We start from the raw sequence: 18,596 nt of genomic DNA, 5'->3' as shown, positions 1-18,596 counted from the left end.
TAAATATGCGACAATTTTTCATTCTTATACTGCTTTGTAGTCTTGTCTTTAGTTCTTGTGCAACTAAAAAAGCTCAAATATTACCTAAAGAAACGTTTTCGTATGAAGCTCATATTGTAGGTAGTGATACACTGCAATACAGAATGTTGTTGCCTGAAAATTTTTCAACAGATAAAGAATATCCTGTTTTATTGTTTTTACATGGAGCAGGTGAAAGAGGAAGTGACAATGAAAAACAGCTAGTGCATGGTAGTAGTTTGTTTTTAAATACCAAAACAAGAGACTCATTTCCAGCAATAATAATAGCACCTCAATGTCCGAAAAAGGATTATTGGGCAAAAGTAGATGTGGATAGATCTACAAATCCTATTGGCTTGAACTTTAATTACGAAACTGGTCCAACAACAGCGATGAGTTTAGTTATGGATTTGATGGATAAAACCCTATCAAAACCTTATGTCAAAAAAGATCAGGTTTATGTTATGGGCTTGTCCATGGGTGGTATGGGTACTTTTGAAATCATTCATAGAAAACCAGAAATGTTTGCCGCAGCAATTCCTATTTGCGGAGGTGGAAATCCAAATTCGGTAGATAGCTATGCGAAAACTTTACCGCTTTGGGTTTTTCATGGTGCAAAGGATAATGTGGTAGATCCACAACGTTCTATTGATATGGTTTCAGCATTTTTAAATGCTGGAGGTTATCCAAAATTTACATTATACGATTTTGCTAATCATAACAGTTGGGATCCAACATTCGCAGAACCAGAATTATTAAAATGGCTTTTCTCTAAATCAAAAAAATAAAAATGACAAAACTTAGACTAACTAAAAACATAAAATCCTTAGCAGTTACACTTGGTGTTATTACCATTTTTTCTTGTAATACCAATACAGAAAGTAAATCTGTTTCAGGTTCTAAAAGTGAAAACCCTTATCAAGAAAAAGTCGATTCAATTATTGACTTAATGACTTTAGATGAAAAATTAGGTCAGTTAAATCTTCCTGCAACAGGTCCAATTACAACTGGCGCTTCTAAAAGTACAGACGTTGTTAAGAAAATTGAAGACGGTTTAATTGGAGGACTTTTCAATATAAAAGATCACAAAAACATATACGAAGTTCAAAAAATAGCAGTAGAAAAAAGCCGATTAGGTATTCCTTTAATTTTCGGTATGGATGTGATTCATGGTTTTAAAACTACGTTTCCTATTCCGCTAGGCTTATCTTCTTCTTGGGATATGGAAATGATTGAAAAAACCGCTCAAGTTGCAGCTACCGAAGCTAGTGCCAACGGTATTAACTGGACGTTCTCACCTATGGTAGACGTATCTCGTGATCCGCGTTGGGGAAGAATTTCTGAAGGTAACGGTGAAGATCCTTATTTAGGAAGTCAAATCGCTCGCGCAATGGTTAACGGCTATCAACAAAACGATTTAGCTGCAAATAACACCATAATGTCTTGTGTTAAGCACTTTGCATTATACGGTGCACCAGAAGCTGGTAGAGATTATAATACCGTAGATATGAGCCGTATAAGAATGTATAATGAATATTTACCACCTTATAAAGCTGCTGTAGAAGAAGGCGTTGGTTCTGTAATGGCGTCTTTTAACGAAATTGATGGTGTTCCTGCAACAGGAAACAAATGGTTATTAACCGATTTATTACGTGATAATTGGGGATTTGATGGCTTTGTAGTTTCAGATTATACTGGTATTTACGAAATGAGAGCTCACGGTATGGGAGATGGTGTTGACGTAACTTCTCTAGCTTTAAAAGCTGGTTTAGATATGGATATGGCAGGTGATGCACCTGGTATTGACGCTGCTTTTATAAAAAACCTAAAAACAGCTTTAGACGAAGGTAAAATTAGCATAACAGATATTGATACAGCTGTAAAACGAATTTTAACAGCTAAATATCAATTAGGGCTTTTTGATGATCCTTACAAATATTGTGATGAGAACAGAGCAAATACTGAAGTTGCTACTAAAGAAAATAAAGATTTTGCACGTAAAGTTGCTGCAGAATCTATGGTTTTATTAAAAAATGAAAACCAAACATTACCTATAAAAAAATCTAGCACCATTGCTTTAGTTGGACCATTAGCCAATACCGCTGTAAATATGGCTGGTACGTGGAGTGTATCTACAGACCAAGAAAAATCAAATACGGTTTTAGATGGTTTAAAAACAGTTGTTGGAGATAAAGGCACTGTATTATATGCAAAAGGAAGTAATGTAGATTATGACCTTGAATTAGAAAAAAGAGGAACCATGTTTGGTAAAGATATACCACGTGATGGAAGATCTGACCAAGAATTGTTAGACGAAGCTTTATCTATTGCTAACAAATCTGATGTTATTGTTGCTGCTATTGGTGAAGCTGCAGAATATAGCGGAGAAAGTAGTAGTAGAACCAACTTAGAAATACCACAAGTACAAAAAGATTTATTAAATGCTTTACTAAAAACAGGAAAACCTGTTGTTTTAGTATTATTTACAGGAAGACCGTTAGTTTTAGTTGAAGAAAATAATAATGTTCCTGCAATACTAAACGTATGGTTTCCTGGTAGTGAAGCAGGTTTAGCCATCTCAGATGTATTATTTGGAGATGTAAACCCTTCAGGAAAATTAACCTCAACATTTCCTATGAATGTTGGTCAAGTTCCTATTTTTTACAATCACAAAAATACAGGTCGTCCATTAGGTAATGATCAAGGTAATTTTGAGAAATTTAAAAGCAACTATTTAGATGTTCGTAATGAGCCTTTATACCCATTTGGCTATGGATTAAGCTACACAACGTTTGATTATTCAAATCTAAAATTAGATAAAAAATCAATTAATTTGGACGGTGAGATCTCGGTTTCTGTAGATGTAACTAATTCTGGTAATTATGACGGTAAAGAAGTAGTACAGCTTTATATAAGAGATTTAGTTGGTACGGTAACAAGACCAGTTAAAGAACTAAAAGGTTTCCAAAAAGTTGAAATTAAAAAAGGTGAAACCAAAACTGTAACATTCAATATCTCTGTTGAAGATTTAAAATTCTATAACTATGACTTAGATTTTGTTGCCGAACCAGGAACTTTTCAAGTTTTTGTAGGTACAGATTCTAATACTAAAATGATATCAGAGTTTGAACTAACTGAAAAGTAGGATTAATAATGATCTATGAACTTAAGCAAGCTGATATATTTAAAATTATGAATAAGGTGAAATTCTTCTTTATTTTTATAATATTAGCGACTTATGTTGATTTGTCAGCACAGTCAAATGGTAAAACTGAGTGGTTCGATCCTGATAAACCAGCAACTACGTATTGTAATCCTATAAATATTGGATACAATTATGTTACCAAAAACCATAATAATATTCCTGTGTCTCGTCGTTCAAGTGCAGATCCTGTAATTATTACCTACAAAAGCGAATATTATTTGTTTGCTACTAACCAAGCAGGTTTTTTCTGGAGTAAAGATATGTCTGACTGGAATTTTGTTTACGGAAGTTTTCAGAGAGATCCAGATGAAAACGACCAATGTGCGCCAGCGGCTTGGGTGGTAAACGATACTTTGTTTTATGCTGGTTCAACTTGGAAAAAAGATCATCCTATTTGGAAAACTGCTCATCCAAAATCTGGAAGATGGACAAGACACGTCAATACAGCAATGTTACCAACTTGGGATCCTGCAATTTTTCAAGATGATGATGGAAAAGTATACATGTACTATGGCTCTAGTGGGAAATTACCTCTTGTAGGAGTAGAAGTAGACTATGATACATGGTTGCCAAAAGGAGATCAAGCCGATTATGAAAAGCTTTATCAAGCAACCGAAGTAGAGGATATTCAAAAGCCATATGGAGAAATCAAAAATGTTGTAGGTCTGGACCCTTCAGAACATGGTTGGGAACGTTTTGGACCAAACAATGATATGGAACCAGCACCTTGGGGAAATTTTATTGAAGGAGCTTGGATGACTAAGCATAATGGTAAATACTATATGCAATATGGTGCGCCAGGAACCGAATTTAAAGGCTATGCAAATGGTGTTCACGTAGGCAACCATCCATTGGGTCCGTTTGAGTATCAAAAGCACAACCCAATGTCATACAAGCCTGGAGGTTTTGTAGTTGGCGCAGGTCATGGTAATACGTTTGCTGATAACTATGGGAATTATTGGAACACAGGAACCTGTAAGATTTCTGTAAAAGACCGTTTTGAACGTAGAATTGATATGTTTCCAGCGGGTTTTGATAAAGATGATATCATGTATTCTATAACTGCTTATGGTGATTTTCCAATTATGCTTCCTACGGAAAGTAGAGATCATACAAAAGGGGCTTCTACGGGTTGGATGTTATTGTCTTACAAAAAACCAGTGACAGTTTCTTCTTTTGAAAAATGCCAAGATGTCGAAACTAATAGAATGGATCATGGTGGTAAAAAGGTATTTGAAAAAATCTGTTATGATGCTTCAAACCTAACGGATGAGAATATTCAAACCTATTGGTCAGCATCGACCAGAGATAAGGGCGAATGGCTTCAAGTAGATTTAGGTAAAAAAATGCAAGTAAATGCATTGCAAATCAATTATGCAGATCATAAAGCAACTCAGTTCAATAAAGCAATGGATATCTATTACCAGTATAAAGTATTTATGTCTGATGATGCTGAGAATTGGACTTTAGTAGTTGATAAATCTAAGAATGATAAGGATGTACCACATGATTATGTAGAACTAACAAAACCAATCCAGGCACGCTACATTAAAATGGTGAATATCCATAATGCCTCAGGATTATTTGCTGTTTCAGACTTTAGGGTTTTTGGAAATGGGCTGTCAGAAAAACCAAAATCGATTACGGGTTTTAAGGTGGATAGAAGTCAGCAAGATTCTAGAAATGCTATGATTTCATGGGAAAAGAAAGCTGATGCAATAGGTTATAATATCTATTATGGAATTGCACCAGATAAACTATACAATAGTATTATGGTTTATGAAAATGATGTTTACGATTTCAGAGGTATGGATAAAAACACCGAATATTATTTTGCAATTGAGGCTTTTAACGAAAGTGGAGTGTCAGAGCGTACAAAAGTAATAAATATAAAATAGCAAATAAACTTTTTAGATTAATAGCTAATTATGCCACATACGACAAACAAAATAACAATTATGTACTTGTTTTTCTATGTGGCTTTCCCCTTTTTGTGTTTTTCTCAATCAAAAACAATTAATTATGGTTGGCAATATTCTGAAAATAAAACCCATTGGCAAACGGTCAATATTCCGCATACTTGGAATGCTAAAGATGCATTTGATGACGAGGCTGGTTACCGTAGAGGATTAGGCTTTTATGAAAAGCAAATCTTTGTGTCTTCAAAAGAAAAAGAACAGATTTTCTACTTAAAATTTAATGCTGTCAATCAAGAAGCTACCGTTTATGTAAACGGAAAAAAAATAACCAATCACAAAGGCGGTTACACTGCCTTTAATGTTGAAATCACTTCATTTCTAAAATTTGATGCGTACAATTTAATTGAAGTTGAAGTCGATAATTCGCACAACGATAATATTCCACCATTAGATGCAGATTTCACCTTTTATGGTGGTATTTATCGTGATGTCGAATTGATAAAAGTCCCAAAGCAGCATTTTAGTTTAAAGGATTTTGCGTCCGATGGTTTTTATGTCAATTACTACAATGTTTCCAACGAAAAAGCAGGTGTTAAGGTCAAGGTCTTAATTGATAATTTTGAAGACAAAACCAATACGTATTTAGAGCTTAAAATTTTTGATGCTGATGGAAACCTAATTCGTGAAGAACATCAAGGTTTAAAGTTGAAGGGTCACGAAACTAAAACAGTTGAGGTCACATTTCCTGAAATTAAAAATCCCAAATTATGGTCGCCAGACAATCCGTGTTTATACAAATTACAGCTAACCTTAAGTGATAAAAATGGGACCGTTTTAGACCAAAAACTATCTAATTTAGGTTTTCGTTGGACAACAGTTGATGCAGAAAAAGGTTTTTTCCTAAACGGAAAACCAATAAAATTAATTGGCGTAAATCGTCATCAAGATTATAAAAACTACGGAAATGCAGTGCCAATCGAGCTGCAAAAAAGAGATATTCATCTCATCAAAAATATGGGTACCAACGTCATTCGTTTTGCACATTATCCGCATGCAAGAGAGTTATATGAACTTTGTGATAAGCTTGGGATTTTAGTTTGGACAGAAATACCAATTGTGAATAAAGTCACAGATTCTGAAACCTTTTTTGAGGTTTCAAATACAATGCAAAACGAACACATAAAACAATATTACAACTATCCAAGTGTAGTGATGTTAGGGTATATGAATGAGATTTTTCTGCGCTTAGCATTCGATAGAAAATCTACTGAAGAGGAAAAGAAAGCATTAAAAACAACAACTTTAAAACTCGCCAAGCAGCTAGAGAATTTAACCAGAAGTCTAGCTCCAAACCATATTACGGTTATGGCTTGTCATCTCAATGAAGTTTATAACGAGACGGGAATAGCAAATTTGCCAATGCTTTTAGGCTGGAACCTGTATTTTGGTTGGTATGATGCACAAATTGAAGATTTAGGAAAGTTTTTAGATGACCAACATCAACGTTATCCAAAGCGCTCATTATTGTTGTCGGAATATGGTCCTGGTGCAGACGTTAGAATTTTCACCAAAACCCCAAAAAAGTTTGATTTCTCTACCAATTATCAAGCAAAACTGCATCAATCCTATTACAAACAAATTACAAATAGGCTGTTTATGACTGGAATGACGGCATGGAATTTTGCAGATTTTGGTTCCGAATTTCGTGGTGATGCCATTCCGCACGTTAACCAAAAAGGATTAGTGCAATACGACAGAACACCAAAGGATATTTATTATTGGTACAAATCGGTTTTAGATGAAGGTGTACCATTTATTTATATCGTAACAGATAATTTAAAAGGATTGACTGTGTTTGAAGAGGAAGCTTTTCCTGTTCAAATCTATTCCAATCAAAATGAAGTCAATGTCAGTTTGAATGGTAACAATTTAGGTGATTTTAAAGTTGATAATGGTGTTGTTTCTATTGATATGCCTTTCACAAATGGTAATAATTCTATTGCAGTTTCAACAGAAAGCATTTCCGAAGAAAAAACAATAAAAGTCAATAGAATTGAAGCTTTTGATTTTAAAAATTTCAAACGTTTCGGTATCAATTTAGGTGCACATTTCAACTTTTATGATGAAGCACAAAACATCATATTTGTACCAGACCAAGAATATAAAAAAGAATGGTTTGGATATAAAAATGGTTCAGCTTTAGGAATGACCAAAGATAAAAATCAAGGTCTGCCACATAATATAAAAAACACTGATGCAGAGCCGTTATTTCAAACCTTGTTAGAAGGTTGTACAGAATATCAACTAGACGTTCCTGAAGGCAATTATAATGTGAAATTATACTTCGTAGAGCCACAAATTAAGTCAACCGAAAATATTTATAACCTTTCAGAACAATCTTCAGAAAGTAATAAAATACAACGCATTTTTGATGTGTACATTAACGATGGATTAATCGAAAAACAATTGAATTTAGCCCAAGCCTATCCCGAAAAGTATGGTGTAACGCTTCAGGCAATTATTCAAACAAAAAAAGGACTAACTTTAAAACTCAACGCTATTGAAGGTTTGCCAGTTATTAGCGGTATTTTAATAGAAAAAATAGACTAAATGAAATTTATAATAAAAGTATTTGTATTCTTTTTTGTGTTATCACTTTCAGCACAAAACAAAGCTACATACACTTATTCCATAAAAGGAAAAGATACCTTAAAATTGGATGTTTATACGCCTGAAAATATTAAAATAACAGATACGTTACCTGTGTTACTTTGGATGCATGGTGGTGGATTTGCAGTCGGCCACAGAGATTATATAGATGATGAAAATTTAGTAAAATACGCTGCAAAAGAGCAAAATTATATTGGGATTTCAATTTCTTACAGATTACTAAGAAAGGGGACAACAACAGGTTTTGGGTGTGATTGTACTAAAGACGAAAAACTTGAAACCTTTAAACAAGCTGCTATCGATTATATGGATGCTGCAAAATATGTGGTTGAACACGCTAATGAGTTTCAAATCGATACTACAAAAATTATAGCAGGCGGCAGTAGTGCTGGTGCTGAGGGTATTCTTAACGCAGTTTTTATGCGTGAGTATTTTGTAGATAATGCTGAAGAGTATAGTAATGTAAAATTTGCTGGTGCTTTTTCGTGTGCTGGTGCTATTGTTGATGCAAGTTATATGTCGCCAGAAAATGCTGTGCCAACTGTTTTATATCACGGCACAAAAGACCAACTGGTACCTTACGGGAATGCGCCACATCATTATTGTGCACCAACAAAAGATGGTTATATAATGCTAGATGGTTCTAAAATTATTGCTGATAAATTAGAGCAATTTGAAACGTCTTTCTATTTCAATATTGTCAAAGAGGCACGTCATGAAATTTCTCGAATACCCTATGAAGAATTAGATATTGTATTCAACTTTTTTGAACGTACAGTCCTTAATGATGAAGTCATTCAAACAAAAATCATAAAAACTAAAGAGTAATGCGATATATTTCTTTCATATTATTAGTGCTTTTGGCATTTCAGTCTTGTAAAGAAAACAGCAAAGAACAAGAAATACCAAAGGAAACCAAGCGACCAAACATCATCTACATTATGGCAGATGACCACGCAGAACAAGCCATTAGCGCGTATGGTCATCCCATTAGTCAATTAGCACCAACACCAAATATTGATAGAATTGCAAAAGAAGGTGCGCTATTCAAAAATAACTTTTGTACTAATTCTATTTGCGGACCAAGTCGTGCTGTTGTTTTAACAGGAAAATTTAGCCACATCAATGGTTTTAAAATGAATGGAAACCGCTTTGACGGAAGCCAACAAACCTTTCCTAAATTACTACAAAAAGCAGGATATAATACAGCAGTTATAGGAAAATGGCATTTACATGGAAATCCTGAAGGCTTTGATTATTGGCACATTTTAAAAGATCAAGGCAATTATTATAATCCTGATTTTATTAGTTTAAATCCGAAAACAAAACAAGCCGATACTACTCAAATTGAAGGTTACGCTACAGATATTATTACCGAAGATGGTTTAGCTTATTTAAATCGTGTTAAAGATTCAGACAAACCATTTATGTTAATGTTACAGCACAAAGCACCACATAGAAATTGGATGCCTGCTTTGCGTCACGTTAATAAATACGATTCTATAAAATTTCCGTTACCAGACACTTATTTTACAGCTCACGAAGGTTCCTTAGGTTCAAAAGACCAATTGCAAACCATTTACAAGGATATGTATGAAGGTCATGATTTAAAAATGACTAAGAAAAAAGGCAGTCCAGAGTTAGCTTGGAATCCTTGGACAACCGATTTTGAGCGTATGACACCAGAACAACGCGCTACTTGGGATAAAGCTTATCAACCAAAAAATGATGCGTTTCACGATGCCAATTTATCAGGAAAAGCATTAGCTGAGTGGAAAGGACAACGCTATCTTCAAGACTATTTAGCAACCATTGCATCGGTAGATGAAGGTGTTGGAAAAGTGCTGAATTATTTAGAAGAAAACGGTTTAGCCGAAAACACCATCGTAATTTACACTACCGATCAAGGTTTTTATTTAGGGGAAAAAGGCTGGTTTGATAAGCGTTATATGTACGAAGAATCTTTAGCAATGCCTTTATTAGTGAAATATCCTAAAGCCATAAAACCAGGAACTGTTATTGAAGATTTAACCCAAAACTTAGACTTCGCTGAAACGTTTTTAGATTACGCAGAAGCTGAAATACCAAACGATATGCAAGGTAAATCGTTGCGTCCGTTGTTAGAAAAAACACATAACCAAAGTGAAGGTTTTAGAGACGCAGTTTACTATCATTACTATGATTACCCAGCGTTTCACATGGTAAAAAAACACTACGGAATTAGAACAAAGCGTTACAAACTCATGCATTTTTATGATGATATTGATACTTGGGAATTATATGATTTAGAAGAAGATCCAAAAGAAATTCATAATCAAATTGACAATCCTAAATATGACGATATTGAAGATAAGCTACGCTTAGAATTAGCAAAACTTCAAGAACAATATAAGGTTACGGATGAAGAATTTAAGCAAGCACCAAAAACACAAGTTGAACGTGCTTACAAACAATTTGAAAAATTAAGAGGTAACACTGGTACATCTTACGACCCAATGACCGACACAGACAAAAAACTTTAATAATGAAAAAAATACTTTTTTTCTTCGCTATAGCATCTGTTTTTTCTTGTAAAGAAGACGTCAAAAATCAAGAAGAAAGCACTTCAATTTCAACAAAAAAAGAAGTCATAGAAAAATATTCAGAAACCTACATCAATCCACTAGATATCGACTACACCTATATGGTTTATAATTCTGCCAGAAACCAATCCTATCGTTCTGGTGCAGATCCTGCGGTAATTGAGTTTAAAGGCGAATATTATATGTTCGTCACGCGTTCGTTTGGGTATTGGCATTCCAAAGATTTGGTCAACTGGAAATTCATTAAACCGCAACAATGGTTTTTTGAAGGAAGCAACGCACCAACAGCATTCAACTACAAAGATTCTTTAGTTTATTTTGCTGGTGATCCTGCTGGTTACGGAAGTATTTTATATACCGACGATCCTAAAAAAGGATTATGGACACCAACCGCTTCCATTTCAAATAACATTCAAGATTCAGAATTATTTATTGACGATGATGGCAAGTCGTATCTCTATTGGGGAAGTTCTAACGTGCATCCTATTCGTGTAAAAATGTTGAATAAAGACGACCGCTTTTTAGAAACTGGCGTTAGAGAAGAATTGATAAATTTAGATGAAGAAAAGCACGGTTGGGAACGTTTTGGCGAAAACAACTTTCATCCAACCTTAAAAGAAGGTTATATGGAAGGTGCATCGATGACCAAACACAACGGAAAATATTATTTACAATATGCAGCGCCAGGTACGCAGTTTAACGTGTATGCAGATGGCGTTTACATTGGCGATTCGCCACTTGGACCTTTCACCTACATGAAAAATAATCCGATGAGTTTTAAACCAGGTGGATTTACCAATGGTGCAGGACACGGTATTACAGTAAAGCAAACCAATGGTCAATACTGGCATTTTGCGACAATGGCGTTGGCATCTAATGCACAATGGGAACGTCGTTTGTGCATGTTTCCTACCTATTTTGACGACGATGGATTAATGTACAGCAACACCTCTTACGGCGATTATCCACGTTTTGGACCAAATCATCCAACAAAAGCTGGACAGCATAACGGTTGGATGCTGCTATCCTATAAAGGAAATGTAACGGTATCGTCATCGCTTCAACAAATCATGAAATTTACCTCTAATGATGATGAAGTTGAAGTAAAAGAAATCCCAACAGAAACGAATGCTGAAGGACAAATAATAGCAAACGTTTTAACTGACGAAAACCCAAAAACATTTTGGGTTGCCGAAGCTAATGACGATAAACAATGGATTACAATCGAATTGTTAAATGAAGGAACCGTAAACGCCATTCAACTAAATTATCACGATCACAACTCTGGAATTTATACACGTGTTGAAGGTTTGAAACATCAATTTACTATAGAAACTTCAGAAGATGGTAAAAACTGGAAAACGGTTGTAGACAGAAGTAAAACTGATATTGACGCGCCAAATGCTTACCTAGTTTTAGACGAACCTGTAAGAGCAAAATACGTTAGATATAACAATGTAAAAGTTCCAGGGAACAACTTTGCAATGTCAGAAGTTAGAGTTTTCGGATTAGGTTTAGGGGAAGCACCAAACAAAGTCTCTAACTTTAAAATCAACCGCGAAAAAGATCGTAGAGATATTTCATTTTCTTGGGATAAAGTTGATGGCGCACAAGGGTATAACATACGTTGGGGAATAGCACCAGACAAACTGTACCAATCTTGGCAAGTTTACGATACTAATTCTCATTTTATGCGCTGCTTAGATAGAGATACACCGTATTATTTTACCATTGAAGCTTTTAATGAAAACGGAATTTCGGAACTTAGTAAAACACAACATATCGAGTAACGACTAGTAAAAATACTGCAAAAAACCAAAAAGCCGATTCAAACGAATCGGCTTTTTGATGGTGAGATATTTATTGGTTAATGGTTTGGAAGAACTTATATAAGATTTATAAAGAAGTCTAATGAACCTAAATTTTAAATTAATAGTCTTATCTAAACTTCTGTTAATTAAATCAGTATTTGTTAAAATTTCGTAACTTCGCATAACGTATGAAAAAAGTTTTCCATAAAATAGTATCATTAGCTATGGCATTTGTAGTGTTGTTTTCTACAATGTCATTTACGGTTAATATGCATTATTGTGGAGACACTTTAGTGGAAACCGCATTTTTTCATAAAGCAAAAGGTTGTGGTATGGAAATGGAAAAACCTTCAACCAAAAGCTGCTCAATTACAAAAAAAAGTTGTTGTGATGATAAGCAATTATCAGTAGAAGGACAAGACGAGTTACAATTGACCGTTGATAAAATTTCTTTTGAGCAACAAATATTTATCGCTTCCTTTGTTTATACTTATATCAATCTTTTTGAAAATATTGATAAAAATGTTTCTTCTTTTGAAGCATACAAACCGCCACTCGTCGTCAGGCAAATCTTCAAGATTGACGAGACTTATTTAATTTGATTTTTAAACTTTTAGAGGTTGTTATCCTATCCTATGGCTTTGCTATGTGGATAATTTGCTGTATTCGGTATTGTTCTAATACCAATGTCTAACTGTTTAATTATCAAAATCAATGCTAAACAAAAGCATCAAATTCTTAATAGAAAATAAACTCGTAGCAGTATTATTACTTGTTCTTTTTGTAGGTTGGGGAACTGTAAATGCACCTTTTAATTGGGATACAGGTTTTTTGCCAAGCAATCCTGTAGCAGTAGATGCTATTCCAGATATAGGTGAAAACCAACAAATTGTTTTTACCAAATGGGATGGTCGTTCGCCTCAAGATATTGAAGACCAAATTACTTACCCATTAACTACATCATTATTAGGTATTCCAGGGGTAAAAACCATCCGAAGCTCTTCCATGTTTGGTTTTTCAAGTATCTATATCATTTTTGAGGAAGATGTTGAATTTTATTGGAGCAGAAGTCGTATTCTCGAAAAACTCAATTCCTTACCAAGTGGATTATTGCCAGAAGGCGTAAATCCTGCATTGGGTCCTGATGCTACAGGTTTAGGTCAAATATTTTGGTACACACTTGAAGGTCGTGACGAAAACGGAAACGTTACTGGCGGATGGGATTTACACGAATTACGTAGTATTCAAGATTACTATGTAAAATATGCGCTATCCTCAGCAAGTGGTGTTTCTGAAGTTTCATCCATTGGTGGGTATGTTCAGGAATATCAAGTAGATGTTAACCCAGAATTAATGCGTCAATACAATATTGGTTTAAACCAAATTGTGAAAGCGGTTAAAGAAAGTAATAAAGATATTGGTGCGCAGACCTTAGAAATTAATCAAGCCGAATATTTAGTACGTGGTTTAGGTTATGTGAAATCAATAGCAGATATTGAAAATGCAGTAGTAACCTCAGAAGATTACACGTCTATCAAAATAAAAGATGTTGCCAAAGTCTCTTTGGGTCCTGCAACAAGACGAGGTATATTAGACAAAGAAGGAGCAGAAGTGGTTGGTGGCGTTGTGGTAGCGCGTTATGGTGCTAACCCAATGGAAGTCATTAACAATGTTAAAGCTAAAATAAACGAATTAAGCGCTGGTTTACCTACAAAAACATTATCAGATGGTAGAACATCACAAGTCACCATCGTGCCATTTTACGATCGTACGGAACTTATTCAAGAAACGTTAGGCACACTAAATGAAGCCTTAACTTTAGAAATTCTTATTACCATTTTGGTTATTGTCATTATGGTATTTAACCTTCGTGCTTCTGTATTGATTTCAGGTTTATTACCTGTTGCGGTATTAATGGTGTTTATTGCCATGAAACTCTTTGATGTCGATGCTAATATTGTTGCACTATCCGGAATAGCCATTGCTATTGGAACTATGGTAGATGTTGGTGTCATTCTCTCAGAAAACATCATCAGGCATTTAGATGAAAACGAAAACAATCAACCAATAAACACAGTGGTTTATAATGCTACAGCTGAAGTTTCAGGCGCAATCGTAACTGCAGTGATGACAACAATTATCAGTTTTATTCCTGTGTTTACAATGATTGGTGCCGAAGGAAAATTATTCCGTCCATTGGCGTTTACCAAAACCTTTGCATTAACAGCTTCCATAATAGTTGCGTTGTTTATAATTCCGCCTTTTGCAGCCTTTTTATTCCGAAAAAAGAACATTCAAAAACATTTTAAATATGCTTTAAATGGTGTATTGATAGTATTAGGAATAGCTGCGATAATTTATGGGTATTGGTTAGGAATCATACTCATCGCTTTTGGTGTAATAGTCTTACTAAATCTTCAAAATAAGATTTCAGATAAACAAGCGAATCTTACTAATATCATTATCTCAGCTTCAGCTATAGTATTCTTGTTAGCAGAATATTGGCGACCTTTAGGTGTTACCGAAAGCTTCTTTTTAAACCTCATTTTTGTAGCTATTATTTGCTTTGGTTTATTAGGCATATTCTCATTATTTATAAAATATTACACACGCATTTTAAGATGGTGTTTAGATAATAAATTACTGTTTCTGTCTATCCCGACAGCTATCGTTATTGCAGGATTTTTCATAATGAAAAACACTGGGAAAGAGTTTATGCCATCATTAAACGAAGGTTCTTTTCTGTTGATGCCAACCTCAATGCCGCATTCTGGTATAGAAGAAAATAAGCGTGTTTTACAGCAATTGGATATGGCTGTAGCTAGTATTCCTGAGATAAAAACTGTTGTGGGTAAAGCTGGTAGAACAGAATCGGCTTTAGATCCTGCGCCATTATCGATGTATGAAAATATCATTCAATATAAACCAGAATACATGTTGAATGATAAAGGAGAACGTCAGCGTTTCAAAGTCAATGAAGACGGTGAATACATATTAAAAAACGGTATGTCATTGCGAGCGGAACAGCGTGAAGCGTGGCAATCTCTTAATGCAGAAGAACAGTTAATCCCAGACGATGATGGTGAATTCTACCGCAATTGGCGACCAGAAATTCAATCACCTGACGATATTTGGAATGAAATAGTAAAAGTTACCAAATTACCTGGTGTCACATCAGCACCCAAACTACAACCTATTGAAACCCGATTGGTGATGTTACAAACAGGAATGAGAGCACCAATGGGTATCAAAATAAAAGGGCAAGATTTAAAAGAAATTGAAGCATTTGGTATGCAATTAGAAACCATTTTGAAAGAAGCTGATGGTGTAAAGGATGAAGCCGTTTTTGCAGACCGTATTGTGGGTAAACCGTATTTGCTAATCGATATTGATAGAGAAAAAATTGCACGTTATGGTGTAAGCATTGAAGAAGTGCAAAACGTTTTAAAAGTAGCTGTTGGTGGTATGTCATTAACCCAAACCGTGGAAGGTCGTGAGCGTTATGGTGTACGTGTGCGTTACCCAAGAGAATTAAGAGCTAACCCAACCGATTTACAGCAAATTTACGTTCCTGTTAAAAAAGGAAGTCCTGTACCTTTAAGCGAATTGGCAACTATTCGTTACGAACAAGGGCCACAAGTGATTAAAAGTGAAGATACCTTTTTAGTAGGCTATGTATTGTTTGATAAAGTAGATGGTTATGCAGAAGTAAATGTAGTAGAAAATGCTCAGGCAATGATTCAAAGCAAAATTGATGCAGGTGAATTAATTGTACCAAAAGGCATTAACTATCAATTTACAGGAACTTACGAAAACCAATTGCGTGCCGAAAAAACCTTATCGGTAGTTGTACCATTAGCATTGACGATCATCTTTTTAATTCTGTATTTCCAATTCCGTTCAGTAGGTACATCCTTAATGGTATTTACAGGTATTGCAGTAGCGTTTGCAGGTGGCTTTTTAATGATATGGCTCTATGGTCAAGGTTGGTTTTTAAACTTCAGTGTCTTTGGGGAAAACCTACGCGATTTATTCCAAATGCACACCATTAATTTAAGTGTCGCCGTTTGGGTTGGGTTCATTGCACTATTTGGTATCGCAACAGATGATGGTGTAGTAATGGCAACCTATTTAACACAAACATTCGACAGAAATTCACCGGAAACAAAAAAGGAGATTAGAGCATCTATTGTAGAAGCAGGTGAAAAACGTATTAGACCGTGTTTAATGACTACAGCAACCACCATTTTAGCATTGTTACCTGTTTTAACATCAACAGGACGTGGTAGCGATATTATGATACCTATGGCAATACCAAGTTTCGGTGGAATGTTAATCGCTTTAATAACCCTATTTGTAGTGCCAGTTTTATATAGCTGGAAAGCTGAGTCTAAAATTAAAAGAGCATCAAAATGAAATATAAATCAATACATATAAAACTCGTCTTGGCTCTTGGTTCTTGTTTCATGAGTCTTTTTGCAAATGCACAACAATTAGAAACATTAATTAACGAAGCATTAGAGAATAATCCTGAAATTCAAAAATTTGAGTTGCAATACAAAAGAGCTTCAGAAAAAGTAAACGAGGTCAATACCATTCCAAATACCGAATTTGGCGTTGGCTACTTTGTAAGTGAACCTGAAACAAGGACAGGCGCACAACGGTTTAAAGTGTCTGTAAAACAAATGCTACCGTGGTTTGGCACCATTACTTCTCGTGAAGGTTATGTAACCGCTTTGGCAGATGCTAAATATGAAGACATTGTGATTGCTAAGCGTAAATTGATGGCTTCGGTGTCACAATCGTATTACAATCTGTACGCAAATCAAACCACGCAGCAAGTAATAAGCGAGAATATCAAACTTTTGGAAACCTACGAAACTATGGCGTTAACGTCTGTTGAGGTTGGTAAAGCATCTGCAGTTGATGTATTGCGTCTTCAAATGAGACAAAACGATTTACAACAACTAAAAGATGTATTGCAACAACAGTTTTTAGCAGAACAAACTAATTTCAATAATCTTTTAAATAGAGACAATAAAACGAAAATTTCAATTGTAGATAGTTTAACTATTCCTTTGGAAGATTTTGAAATCACTTCAGAGAATTTATCGGTTCATCCTGAATTAGTAAAGTTTGATAAGTTATATCAATCCATAGAAAAATCAGAATTACTCAACCAAAAAGAAAGCAGTCCCATGGTTGGTTTTGGGTTAGATTACATCAATGTGCAAGAAAGACCAGGTATGAGTTTTTCAGATAATGGTAAAGATATTATCATGCCAATGGTATCGGTGTCAATTCCCATTTTTAATAAAAAATACAAGTCGGTTTCAAAGCAAAACGAATTACAACAACAAGAAATCAATTACCAAAAACAAGAACGATTAAACAGTTTAAAAACGCTGTTAGATAAAGCTGTAAACGACCGAATTTCAGCAAGAATAAGTCATAAAACAGCAACAAAAAACCTGAAACAAGCTAAAGATGCTGAGCAAATTCTTATTAAAAGCTACGAAACAGGAACTATAGATTTTAATGATGTTTTAGATATTCAGGAATTGCAATTAAAGTTTCAAATCAATCAAATTGAAGCGGTTAAAAAATATTACATACAAAGTACAATTATCAATTATTTAATTCAATAAAAATGACACATACATATAATATAACAGGCATGACTTGCAACGGTTGCAAGGCTTCAGTAGAAAAAAGTTTAAACGCTTTAGATGCTGTAAATGAGGTAAAAGTAAACTTAGAAAAAGGTGAAGCAGAAATAACAATGTCATCTCATATTTCAACAGAAAAACTACAAAATGCTTTATCAGATAAATATACGATTACAGAAAAGCAAGAGAAAAATGTCTTTGCTTCATCTGATATGAGTAGCATGCCAATGGAAGAGAATAAAAGTAAGTTGCAACAGTTAAAACCGTTGTTGCTTATTATATTTTACATTGCTTCAGCTAGTACTTTATTACATTATAAAGATTGGGCTTGGTCGGCATTTATGCTAGACTTTATGGGCTTATTTTACATTGTGTTTAGCTTCTTCAAAATGTTAGATTTAAAAGGTTTTCCAGAATCTTTTAGCATGTACGATCCTTTAGCAAAACGTGTACCTGCTTATGGTTGGATTTATCCATTTATAGAAACTGCTTTAGGATTAATGTTTTTAATGCGTTTTGAAGTCGAAATTGCTTTAATCATTACCCTTGTCATTTTAGGCATTACAACTATTGGTGTTACAAAAACCTTGTTGGATAAAAAATCAATACGTTGTGCCTGTTTAGGTACAGCGCTTAAATTACCAATGACAGAAGCTACATTTATCGAAAATGCCATTATGATTATTATGGCAATATTAATGTTAACTATTTAAAAATTAAAA

Annotated in this window: 11 protein-coding genes; all 11 read left to right on the top strand. The window is 34.5% G+C overall.

Annotated elements, in window-relative coordinates; genetic code table 11:
- Positions 1-5: 5 nt before the first annotated feature.
- The 11 genes from QGM60_RS02440 (at position 6) to QGM60_RS02390 (ending at position 18,587) form a co-directional block, all read left to right on the top strand.
- Positions 6-806, top strand: coding sequence for a prolyl oligopeptidase family serine peptidase (locus tag QGM60_RS02440; RefSeq protein WP_281138641.1), 801 nt, complete (start codon positions 6-8; stop codon positions 804-806).
- Between the two features lie 2 nt (positions 807-808).
- Positions 809-3,163 (top strand): beta-glucosidase BglX, encoded by a 2,355-nt coding sequence (gene bglX / locus QGM60_RS02435; RefSeq protein WP_281138640.1) that lies wholly within the window; start codon positions 809-811, stop codon positions 3,161-3,163.
- A gap of 47 nt (positions 3,164-3,210) precedes the next feature.
- Positions 3,211-5,121 carry a discoidin domain-containing protein gene (locus tag QGM60_RS02430; protein WP_281138639.1) on the top strand — a complete coding sequence of 637 codons (1,911 nt, stop codon included), beginning with the start codon at positions 3,211-3,213 and terminating at the stop codon, positions 5,119-5,121.
- Positions 5,122-5,181: 60 nt separating this feature from the next.
- Positions 5,182-7,752 carry a glycoside hydrolase family 2 TIM barrel-domain containing protein gene (locus QGM60_RS02425; protein ID WP_281138638.1) on the top strand — a complete coding sequence of 857 codons (2,571 nt, stop codon included), beginning with the start codon at positions 5,182-5,184 and terminating at the stop codon, positions 7,750-7,752.
- Complete coding sequence (locus QGM60_RS02420; RefSeq protein ID WP_281138637.1) at positions 7,753-8,640, top strand: carboxylesterase family protein; 888 nt, start codon at positions 7,753-7,755, stop codon at positions 8,638-8,640.
- Positions 8,640-10,334 (top strand): sulfatase, encoded by a 1,695-nt coding sequence (locus QGM60_RS02415; protein ID WP_281138636.1) that lies wholly within the window; start codon positions 8,640-8,642, stop codon positions 10,332-10,334. Before QGM60_RS02420 ends, QGM60_RS02415 begins: the two co-directional genes overlap by 1 nt.
- 2 nt (positions 10,335-10,336) lie before the next feature.
- Entirely contained in the window at positions 10,337-12,184 is a 1,848-nt protein-coding gene (locus tag QGM60_RS02410) for a family 43 glycosylhydrolase (protein ID WP_281138635.1), read from the top strand.
- A 209-nt stretch (positions 12,185-12,393) separates the two neighbouring features.
- On the top strand, positions 12,394-12,807 hold the full coding sequence (locus QGM60_RS02405; protein WP_281138634.1) for a hypothetical protein: 414 nt from the start codon (positions 12,394-12,396) through the stop codon (positions 12,805-12,807).
- Positions 12,808-12,919: 112 nt separating this feature from the next.
- Positions 12,920-16,621 (top strand): efflux RND transporter permease subunit, encoded by a 3,702-nt coding sequence (locus QGM60_RS02400; protein ID WP_281138633.1) that lies wholly within the window; start codon positions 12,920-12,922, stop codon positions 16,619-16,621.
- Positions 16,618-17,853 (top strand): TolC family protein, encoded by a 1,236-nt coding sequence (locus QGM60_RS02395; protein ID WP_281138632.1) that lies wholly within the window; start codon positions 16,618-16,620, stop codon positions 17,851-17,853. The genes QGM60_RS02400 and QGM60_RS02395 overlap by 4 nt, the downstream gene beginning before the upstream one ends.
- A 2-nt stretch (positions 17,854-17,855) precedes the next feature.
- Positions 17,856-18,587, top strand: a complete 732-nt coding sequence (locus QGM60_RS02390; RefSeq protein WP_281138631.1) for a MauE/DoxX family redox-associated membrane protein — start codon at positions 17,856-17,858, stop codon at positions 18,585-18,587.
- Positions 18,588-18,596 lie beyond the last annotated feature (9 nt).

The organism is Winogradskyella sp. SYSU M77433, assembly GCF_029911945.1.
Classification (GTDB): domain Bacteria; phylum Bacteroidota; class Bacteroidia; order Flavobacteriales; family Flavobacteriaceae; genus Winogradskyella.
The sequence above is the reverse complement of the archived record's forward strand: the minus strand, read 5'-3'. Positions and strand labels throughout refer to the sequence as shown.